A 10,156-nucleotide genomic window follows, 5' to 3' on the forward strand; every position below is an offset into this window, starting at 1 on the left:
GCGCCCCCTCCGGCCGGTTGGGAGGCTGCCGGTCATCGGTGGTGGACAAGCCCCGCAGGGGCGAGTGGGCTTTTAGGGGCGCGGGGAACTGCGCGGCCAGCCGCAGCGGGCCCGCACCCGCAGAGCGTCCGGTCGCCCAGCGGCGGGTGGGTCTTCAGGGGCGCGGGGAACTGCGCGACCAGGCACGACGGACCCGCACCCGCCCGCGCAGGGCGGACCCCACCCACCCAGGACCGCCCAAGGCCCAGGGGCCAGGAGAGGGTAACTTTTTGGTATGGGGAAGCTGCTGCGCGGGGCGCATATCGTGTGGGACTGGAACGGGACTCTGCTGCATGACATTCATGCGGTGATCGACGCGACGAACGCGTCCTTCGCGGAGATCGGGCTCGAACCGATCACGTTGGAGCGGTATCGCGATCTGTACTGCGTGCCCATACCCGTGTTCTACGAGCGGCTGATGGGGCGGCTGCCCAGTGAGGCCGAGTGGCAGGTCATGGACGCCGTGTTCCACAAGCACTACTGGGCGCGGGTGGAAGCCTGTGCGCTGGCCGAAGGGGCCTCCGAGCTGCTGGCCGCGCGGCGGGACGACGGGCGGACGCAGTCGTTGCTGTCGCTGGCCCCGCACGAGCACCTGGTGCCGATCGTGCGTCGGCACGGGATCCACGAGTACTTCGTACGGATCGACGGGCGGACCGACACCTCGCACGCAGGCAAGGCCGACCGGATGGTGCGGCACCTGGCCGCGCTCCGGGACCGTCCCGACGTCGACCGGGTCGTGGTGATCGGCGACGCCGTCGATGACGCCGTCGCCGCCGCGCACGTGGGCGCGCGGGCCGTGCTCTACACCGGCGGGTCGCACAGCCGGGTGAGTCTGGAGACCGCGGGCGTGCCCGTCGTCGACAGTCTGGCGGACGCCGTCGACGTGGCGGAGCGGCTCGTCGCCTGAGAGGGTTGCGTGATTCCGTTCACGCTCCGCGTCTCCCTGCGTACGCTGAGGTGGGATCCTCGGCCGGGTGGTGGGCCTTGCGGGACGACGTGACGGGGGCGGTAGCGCGATGGGTTTCGGCTTCGGGCAGCGACGGGGCGGGCAACTGCCCGCCGAATTGACCTCCTTCGTCGGCCGGGTGGACGAACTGGCGCAAGTGCGGGACGCGTTCGGGTACGCACGGCTCGTCACGCTCGTCGGTCCCGGCGGCGTCGGCAAGAGCCGTACCGCGCTGCGGGCCGCGGCCGGCCTCGGCGAGCGGTTCCCCGACGGGGTGTGGCTGGCCGAGCTGTCCGCCCTGCGGGACCCGGAGTTGATCCCGGCCACGCTCGCCGCGGTCCTGGAGCTGCCCGAGCAGTCGGGGATGGCGCCGCTCGACGCGGTCGTCGCGCATCTGCAGGGGCGGCGGCTGCTCATCGTCCTCGACACCTGCGAGCACCTGGTCGACGCGTGCGCCATGCTCTCGGACATCCTGCTGCGCGAGGCCGCGGACGTGTGCGTGCTCGCCACCAGCCGGCAGCCGTTGGACGTGCCGGGCGAGCACTGCTGTCCCGTCTCGCCGCTCGCCGACGACGACGCCGTCGAGCTCTTCGTCCAGCGGGCCGCCGCGGTCGCGCCCGGCTTCGCCGCGGGCGAGGCGAACCGCGAGCAACTCCTCGCGCTGGCCCACCGGCTCGACTGCATCCCGCTCGCCCTGGAACTCGCCGCCGTGCGGCTGCGGGCCGTGTCGATGGACGAGTTGGTGGCACGGCTCGACGACCGGTTCCAAGTGCTCACCGGGGGGCGGCGGACCGCTCTGTCACGGCACCAGACGTTGCGTACGGCCATCGACTGGTCGCATGAACTGTGCACCCCGGCCGAGCAGTTGCTGTGGGCGAGGCTGTCGGTGTTCGCGGGATCTTTCGAGCTCTCGGCGGCCGAACAGGTCTGCGGGGACGAGACGCTGCCCGTCGCGGACGTGCTCGGGCAGCTGATCGGGCTCGTCGACAAGTCCGTCGTCCAGCGTCTCGGGGAGTCCGGGAACCGCTACCGGCTGCTCGACACCCTCCGTGAGTACGGGGCCGAGCGGCTCGGTGCGGTCGAGGGCGACGGGGGCGCGGCGCTGCGGGCGCGGCACTTCGCGTACTACCGGGATCTGGGCCGGCGCTTCGAGGAGGGGTTCCTCGGCGCCGGGCAGCCGGAGTTGCACCGGGTCGTCCGCGCGGAGCTGTCCGGGCTGCGGGCCGCCCTCGAGTACGCCTACGGGACCGACGGGCGCGCGCAGGAAGGACTGCGCCTGGCCGCCCGGCTGTGGCCGTACTGGCGGGCCTCCGGGACGCTCTCCGAGGGCGGTTACTGGATCGAGAAGGGCCTGGAGCGTGTCCCCGAGGACTGCTCGGCGCGGGCGTGGGGGCTCCTGGCGACCGGCGCCTTCGGCGTCTGGACCGCGGACCTCGCCACCGCCGTCGAACGGATGGCGCTGGCGCGCGAGTCCGCGGTACGGGCGGGCGACGAGAAGGTCGCGCAGTTCGCCGAGGCGTACGGGCACGGGCTCGCCGCGCTGTGCGGCGACGAGGACGGGCTTGCGCGGCTCGCGGGCGTGCGGCTGCGGATGGCCGAGATCGACAACCGGCTCGGGCTCGTGGTCATGAGCTACGAGGCGGCGCTGTTGCGGGCCGTTCTCGGGGACACGGAGGGGGCCCTCGAGCTGTGCGCGCAAGGCCTTGACCTGCTGGAAGCTACCGGTGAGCGGCAGATCTACGGCTCCACGCTGATGGCGCAGGGACTCGTACGGTGGCTCGCGGGGGAGCGGGAGGCGGGCGTCGTCTCGCTGTGCCGGGGCATGGAGGCGGCGGGCGAGGTCGACGAGATCCTCGTCGCCGCGATGTGCTGCCACGGGCTGGCGTGGGCGGCCGCGCACGAGGGGCGGCAAGTGCGGGCCGCGTGGCTGTTCGGGTACGCGGAGAACGCGCGGCGGCTGGGCGGGGACCCGATCGGGATGCTCCCCTCGCTCTTCGAGCACCAGGAGGCCGCGCGGAAGTCGGTGCGGGAGGCGTTGGGGGGCCGGCAGTTCGAGCGGTGGCACGCGGTGGGGGCCCGGCTGTCCGGGCGGCAGGTGCTGGAGGCGGTGCGGGGGGACGCGGATACGCCGGGGCGGGGGGCGGATGCGGGGCGGCGGGCGGGGAGTGACGTGTTGACGCGGCGGGAGCGGGAGGTCGCCGTGCTGGTGGCACAGGGGCTCTCCAACCGGGAGATCGCGGAGCGGCTGGTGATCTCCAAGCGGACCGCGGATGCGCATGTGGAGCACATTCTGGCGAAGTTGGGGGTGGGGTCGCGGACCGAGATCGCGGCGGCTGGCCCCGGGGCCTAGGGCGGTTTGGGGGTGCGGGTTCGTTGTGGCTGTTCGCGCAGTTCCCCGCGCCCCTGAAAGCCCACCCGCCGTTGCGGGCCGTGCTGTGTGGGCGGGTGCGGGTTCGTTGTGGCTGTTCGCGCAGTTCCCCGCGCCCCTAAAGACCCACCCGCCGCGGAGGGCCCGGACGCTTGGCGGGTGCGGGTGTGTCGTGGCTTGTCGCGCCGTTCCTCGCGCCCCTGAGAGCAACAGCCGGGCCGCAGACACCCAACCGGCCGGAGGGGGCGCGGGGGTATGTGCGCACGGAGCACCGAGCCGGCCATAGCGTCTTTGTTCGTGCAGCGTGGCGCAGGGATAGCGAGTACGTACATACCCCCGCGACCCCGCCCCACAGCCGAACCCCAGGGGCGCGGGGAACTGCGCGACCAGCCACACCACACCCGCAGACGAAAACGCACCCAGGACCGTCCAGGGCCCAGGGGCCTGCCCTCGCCGACAAGGGCAGGCCGTCTTGGAGGCGGCGGGGTGCCTTGCCACGACAGCCGTGGGGGAGTTGACCAGGCACTGCCGGCACCCCGCCCGCCCTTCCCGCCCCTGTCGAGGCGGTGCAGGACAGAGCCTGCCGGGTGCGGGCGCCTCCCGGCATCGGTATGCGCGAGGATCCGCATACCGATGTGGTGCGGGGTGCCGTGGAATCCGTATACCTAGGGCCTGGGAGACCCCGCACGGGCCTTAGTGGGACGAGACCGGTGCCTTCGCGCGCAGCACCGTGAGGAACTCCCGCATCCAGCCCGAGTGGTCCGGCCACGCGCGCGCCGAGACCAGCGTGCCGTCCACCACCGCCTCCGCGTCCTGGAACGTCGCGCCGGCGGCCTGCATGTCCATCTCCAGTGCCGGGTACGCCGTGACCCTGCGGCCGCTCAGGCTGCCGATGGCGGCGGTCAGGAGCGGGCCGTGGCAGATCTGGGCGACCGGCTTGTCCGCGTCGAAGAAGGACTTGAGGATCTTCCGGAGCTCGGGGTCGTTGCGCAGGTACTCAGGGGCCCGGCCGCCCGGGATCACCAGGGCGGCGTACTGGCCGGGGTCGACTTCGGAGAAGGCGAGGTCCGCGGGCCAGGTGTAGCCCGGCTTCTCGGTGTACGTGTCGAAGCCCGGCTCGAAGTCGTGCACGACGAACCGGAGCGTCTTGCGGGCGGGGGCGGCGATGTGGACGTCGTACCCCTCCTCGCGCAGACGCTGGTAGGGATAGAGGACTTCGAGCGACTCCGCCGCGTCGCCGGTCACGATCAGGATCTTGGCTGCCATCTTGCTGCGCTCCCCTCGGGGCGGGTACCGCCTCCGTCGGCCGGACCCTTGGGCCAACGTGCCCGTGCGGTGCCGCTTTGCCAAGAGGGCCGACGGTCGACACGACTGTGCAGACTGTCAAAGTTCGACCCCTGCTTTTGTACACATACGGCTCATGACGGCTTCCCGGTGGGGAGCGATAGCCTTGACCCGTGATCAGCGCGATATCCCGCGGGGGCACCGACGCCCCCGCCCTGCGCCCGGTGCTCACGGAGGACATCCGTGCCCGGGCCCTCGCTGACGCTTCTTCGCGGTGGGGCCGACCGGGCCGATCGAGCCGTCAGTCAGCGAAACCATTGAAAATGGCGGAAAGCTGTCCGCTCTTCCATCACCGCGGCATAGCGTCGAAGCCGACCGGAGACCCCGCGTCGCGGCGTTACGGCACATCACTTCCTTCTACGTCACGCAACGGCGCGCGACAGGAGTCAGAGGACAATGCAGACCAAGCTGGACGAAGCCAAGACCGAGCTGCTCGCGCGGGCCGCCCGGGTAGCTGAGAACAGCCCGGCCGGGGGGCGCCTACCGACCGGGACGACGAGCGAGGCCACGCCGGACCAGGACATGGCTCTCGCGTTCCTCCAGCGCTACTACCTGCACACCGCTCCCGAGGATCTTGCGGACCGCGATCCGGTCGACGTCTTCGGAGCCGCCTTCTCGCACTACCGGCTCGCCGAGAACCGCCCCCAGGGGACGGCCAACGTGCGGGTCCACACCCCGACGGTCGAGGAGAACGGCTGGACCTGCAGCCACTCCGTCGTCGAGGTGGTCACCGACGACATGCCCTTCCTCGTCGACTCCGTCACCAATGAGCTGTCCCGTCAGGGCCGCGGCATCCATGTCGTGATCCATCCGCAGGTCGTCGTACGGCGTGATCTGACCGGGAAGCTGCTTGAGGTCCTTTCCCCCGAGGGGGGCGCCGAGCTGCCGCACGACGCGCTCGTCGAGTCGTGGATCCACGTCGAGATGGACCGCGAGACGGACCGCGCGGACCTGAAGCAGATCACCGCCGACCTGCTGCGGATCCTCTCCGACGTGCGCGAGACGGTCGAGGACTGGGACAAGATGCGCGACGCCGCGCTGCGCATCGCCGACGACCTGCCCGCCGAGCCCACCGCCGGTGACCTGCGCGATCAGGAGGTCGACGAGGCGCGCGAGCTGCTGCGCTGGCTCGCCGACAACCACTTCACCTTCCTGGGCTTTCGCGAGTACGAGCTGCGCGACGACGACTCCCTGGCCGCCGTGCCCGGCACCGGCCTCGGCATCCTGCGCGCCGACCCGCAGCACGACGGCGACGATCACCACCCGGTGAGCCCGTCCTTCGACCGGCTGCCCGCCGACGCGCGCGCCAAGGCCCGCGAGCACAAGCTCCTCGTCCTGACGAAGGCCAACAGCCGGGCGACCGTCCACCGCCCCAGCTACCTCGACTACGTCGGCGTGAAGAAATTCGACGCCGAGGGCAACGTCGTCGGTGAGCGGCGCTTCCTCGGGCTCTTCTCCTCCGCCGCGTACACCGAGTCGGTGCGGCGCGTGCCCGTCATCCGCCGCAAGGTCGCCGAGGTGCTGAAGGGCGCCGGGTTCTCGGCCAACAGCCACGACGGCCGCGACCTGCTCCAGATCCTGGAGACGTACCCGCGCGACGAGCTGTTCCAGACTCCGGCGGACGAGCTCCGGTCCATCGTGACGAGCGTCCTCTACCTCCAGGAGCGCCGCCGCCTCCGGCTGTACCTGCGCAAGGACGAGTACGGGCGCTACTACTCCGCCCTGGTCTACCTGCCGCGCGACCGCTACACCACCGGTGTCCGGCTGCGGGTCATCGACATCCTCAAGGAGGAGCTGAACGGCGCCAGCGTCGACTTCACCGCCTGGAACACGGAGTCGATCCTCTCCCGCATCCACTTCGTGGTCAGGGTGCCCAAGGGCGCCGCGGTCCCCGACCTCTCCGACGCCGACGTCGAGCGCATCGAGGGACGGCTCGTCGAGGCCGCCCGCTCCTGGGCCGACGGCTTCGGCGAGGCGCTGACCGCCGAGTGCGGCGAGGAGCGTGCCGCCGAGCTGCTGCGCCGCTACGGGGGTGCCTTCCCCGAGGGCTACAAGGCCGACCACACGCCGCGCGCGGCCGTCGCCGACCTCCAGCACCTGGAAGACCTCACCCAGGGGGACAAGGACTTCGCGCTCTCCCTGTACGAGCCGGTGGGCGCCGCCCCCGGCGAGCGCCGCTTCAAGATCTACCGTTCCGGCGAGCAGGTCTCCCTGTCCGCGGTGCTGCCCGTGCTGCAGCGCCTGGGCGTGGAGGTCACCGACGAGCGTCCCTACGAGCTGCGCTGCGCGGACCGTACGCACGCGTGGATCTACGACTTCGGGCTGCGCATGCCCAAGTCCCCGAACGGCAACGGCGACTACCTCGGTGACGACGGCCGCGAGCGCTTCCAGGAGGCCTTCGGGGCCGCCTGGACCGGTGCCGCCGAGGTCGACGGGTTCAACTCGCTGGTGCTGCGGGCGGGGCTCAACTGGCGCCAGGCGATGGTGCTCCGCGCCTACGCCAAGTACCTGCGCCAGGCGGGCTCGACGTTCAGCCAGGACTACATGGAGGACACCCTCCGCAACAACGTCCACACCACCCGGCTGCTCGTCTCGCTCTTCGAGGCGCGGATGTCGCCGGATCGCCAGCGCGCCGGGACCGAGCTGACCGACGGGCTCCTGGAGGAGCTGGACGGGGCGCTCGACCAGGTCGCGAGCCTGGACGAGGACCGGATCCTGCGGTCCTTCCTCACCGTCATCAAGGCGACGCTGCGCACCAACTTCTTCCAGGAGTCGGAGGGCGGGAAGCCGCACAACTACGTCTCCATGAAGTTCGACCCGCAGGCCATCCCCGACCTGCCCGCGCCCCGTCCCGCGTACGAGATCTGGGTGTACTCGCCCCGCGTCGAGGGCGTGCACCTGCGCTTCGGCAAGGTCGCGCGCGGCGGTCTGCGCTGGTCCGACCGGAAGGAGGACTTCCGTACGGAGATCCTCGGTCTGGTCAAGGCGCAGATGGTGAAGAACACCGTCATCGTCCCGGTCGGCGCCAAGGGCGGTTTCGTCGCCAAGCAGCTGCCGGACCCGTCGGTGGACCGTGACGCGTGGCTGGCCGAGGGTGTGGCCTGCTACAAGACGTTCATCTCGGCGCTGCTCGACATCACCGACAACCTGGTGGCCGGCGAGGTCGTGCCGCCCGCCGACGTGGTGCGCCACGACGAGGACGACACCTACCTCGTGGTCGCCGCCGACAAGGGCACCGCGACGTTCTCGGACATCGCCAACCAGGTCGCCGAGTCCTACAACTTCTGGCTCGGCGACGCCTTCGCCTCCGGCGGCTCGGCCGGCTACGACCACAAGGGCATGGGCATCACCGCCCGCGGCGCCTGGGAGTCCGTCAAGCGGCACTTCCGGGAGCTGGGCACCGACACCCAGAGCGAGGACTTCACGGTCGTCGGCGTGGGTGACATGTCCGGTGACGTCTTCGGCAACGGGATGCTGCTGAGCGAGCACATCCGCCTGGTCGCCGCCTTCGACCACCGGCACATCTTCATCGACCCGAAGCCGGACGCGGCGACCTCGTACGCCGAGCGCCGCCGCCTCTTCGAACTGCCGCGCTCCTCCTGGGCGGACTACGACAAGGACCTGCTCTCGGCGGGCGGCGGGATCTTCCCGCGCAGCGCCAAGGCGATCCAGCTCAACGCCCACATCCGCGAGGCCCTCGGCATCGAGACCGGCGTCGCCAAGATGACCCCCGCCGACCTGATGAAGGCCATCCTGCAGTCGCCGGTCGACCTGCTGTGGAACGGCGGCATCGGTACCTACGTGAAGTCGTCGGCCGAGTCGAACGCGGACGTCGGCGACAAGGCCAACGACGCGATCCGGGTGGACGGCCAGGACCTGCGGGTCAAGGTCGTCGGCGAGGGCGGCAACCTCGGTCTGACCCAGCTGGGCCGCATCGAGTTCGCCCGCGGCGGCGGCCGCATCAACACCGACGCCATCGACAACAGCGCGGGCGTGGACACCTCCGACCACGAGGTGAACATCAAGATCCTGCTCAACGCGGTCGTCGCCGACGGCGACATGACGGTCAAGCAGCGCAACAAGCTGCTCGCGGAGATGACCGACGAGGTCGGCCATCTGGTGCTGCGCAACAACTACGCGCAGAACACCGCGCTGGCCAACGCCGTCGCCCAGTCGCCGTCCCTGCTCCACGCCCACCAGCGCTTCATGCGCAGGCTCGGCAAGCAGGGTCACCTCGACCGGGGCCTGGAGTTCCTGCCCAACGACCGGCAGATCCGCGAACTGCTCAACTCCGGCCGGGGCCTGTCCCAGCCCGAGCTCGCCGTGCTCCTCGCGTACACGAAGATCACGGCCGCGGACGAGCTGATCCAGACGACGCTGCCGGACGACGCGTACCTGCGGCGGCTGCTGCACGCGTACTTCCCCGAGGCGCTGCGCGAGCGGTTCCCCGAGCAGATCGACGGGCACGCGCTGCACCGCGAGATCATCACGACCGTGCTGGTCAACGACACGGTGAACACCGGTGGCTCGACCTTCCTGCACCGGCTGCGCGAGGAGACGGGCGCCTCCCTGGAGGAGATCGTGCGGGCGCAGCTCGCCGCCCGTGAGATCTTCGGCCTGAGCAAGGTGTGGGACGCGGTCGAGGCGCTCGACAACGTCGTCGCCGCCGACGTCCAGACCCGGATCCGGCTGCACTCGCGGCGCCTGGTCGAGCGCGGCGCGCGCTGGCTGCTCAACAACAGGCCGCAGCCGTTGCAGCTCGCCGAGACCATCGAGTTCTTCAGCGAGGGTGTCGCCCAGGTCTGGGAGGAGCTGCCGAGCCTGCTGCGCGGCTCCGACCTGGAGTGGTACCAGGGCATCTGCGACGAGCTGACCGAGGCGGGCGTCCCCGAGGAGCTGGCGCAGCGCGTCGCCGGATTCTCGTCCGCCTTCCCGGCGCTCGACATCGTGGCGGTCGCCGACCGGATGGGCAAGGAGCCGATGACCGTCGCCGAGGTGTACTACGACCTCGCCGACCGGCTGCGCATCACCCAGCTCATGGACCGCATCATCGAGCTGCCGCGGGCTGACCGCTGGCAGTCCATGGCGCGCGCCTCCATTCGCGAGGACCTGTACGCGGCGCACGCCGCGCTGACGGCGGACATCCTGGCCGTCGGCGACGGCGGATCCACGCCGGAGCAGCGCTTCAAGGCGTGGGAGGAGAAGAACGCGCCGATCCTGAGCCGGGCGCGGACGACCCTGGAGGAGATCCAGAGCTCGGACGCGTTCGACCTGGCGAACCTGTCGGTCGCCATGCGCACGATGCGGACGCTGCTGCGTACGCACTCGTAGTTCTCGGCGGTAGGTGAGACGGGGGCGGGAAAGGGAGAAAGGGGACAGGGGGAAACACCCGGGGTGGGCAGAGGAGGGGGGGGGGGGGGGGGGGGGGGGGGGGGGGGGGGGGGGGGGGGGGGATGGGT

General features: G+C 71.2%; 4 protein-coding genes. 3 read left to right on the forward strand and 1 reads right to left on the reverse strand.

The genetic code is table 11. The features are described 5' to 3' along the window. The first annotated feature begins 274 nt into the window (after positions 1-274). Positions 275-946, forward strand: coding sequence for an HAD family hydrolase (locus ACZ592_RS25685; RefSeq protein WP_471583995.1), 672 nt, complete (start codon positions 275-277; stop codon positions 944-946). Between the two features lie 109 nt (positions 947-1,055). After that, a complete protein-coding gene (locus ACZ592_RS25690) occupies positions 1,056-3,335 on the forward strand; it encodes an ATP-binding protein (RefSeq protein ID WP_471583996.1) in 2,280 nt (759 codons plus the stop codon). 711 nt (positions 3,336-4,046) lie between these two features. Here the strand turns inward: ACZ592_RS25690 and ACZ592_RS25695 are convergent. Further along, positions 4,047-4,619, reverse strand: a complete 573-nt coding sequence (locus ACZ592_RS25695; protein WP_471583997.1) for a DJ-1/PfpI family protein — start codon at positions 4,617-4,619, stop codon at positions 4,047-4,049. A 474-nt stretch (positions 4,620-5,093) separates the two neighbouring features. On the opposite strand from ACZ592_RS25695, the gene ACZ592_RS25700 reads away from it, so the two are divergent. Beyond that, positions 5,094-10,028 (forward strand): NAD-glutamate dehydrogenase, encoded by a 4,935-nt coding sequence (locus tag ACZ592_RS25700; protein WP_471583998.1) that lies wholly within the window; start codon positions 5,094-5,096, stop codon positions 10,026-10,028. Positions 10,029-10,156 lie beyond the last annotated feature (128 nt).

The sequence above is a fragment of the Streptomyces sp. NPDC040622 genome, from assembly GCF_055593965.1.

Excerpts from the sequence above, each read along its gene's own strand:
- ACZ592_RS25685 (WP_471583995.1), top strand. The coding sequence starts at position 275 with ATGGGGAAGCTGCTGCGCGGGGCGCATATCGTGTGGGACTGGAACGGG.
- ACZ592_RS25700 (WP_471583998.1), top strand. The coding sequence starts at position 5,094 with ATGCAGACCAAGCTGGACGAAGCCAAGACCGAGCTGCTCGCGCGGGCC.
- ACZ592_RS25695 (WP_471583997.1), bottom strand. The coding sequence starts at position 4,619 with ATGGCAGCCAAGATCCTGATCGTGACCGGCGACGCGGCGGAGTCGCTC.
- ACZ592_RS25690 (WP_471583996.1), top strand. The coding sequence starts at position 1,056 with ATGGGTTTCGGCTTCGGGCAGCGACGGGGCGGGCAACTGCCCGCCGAA.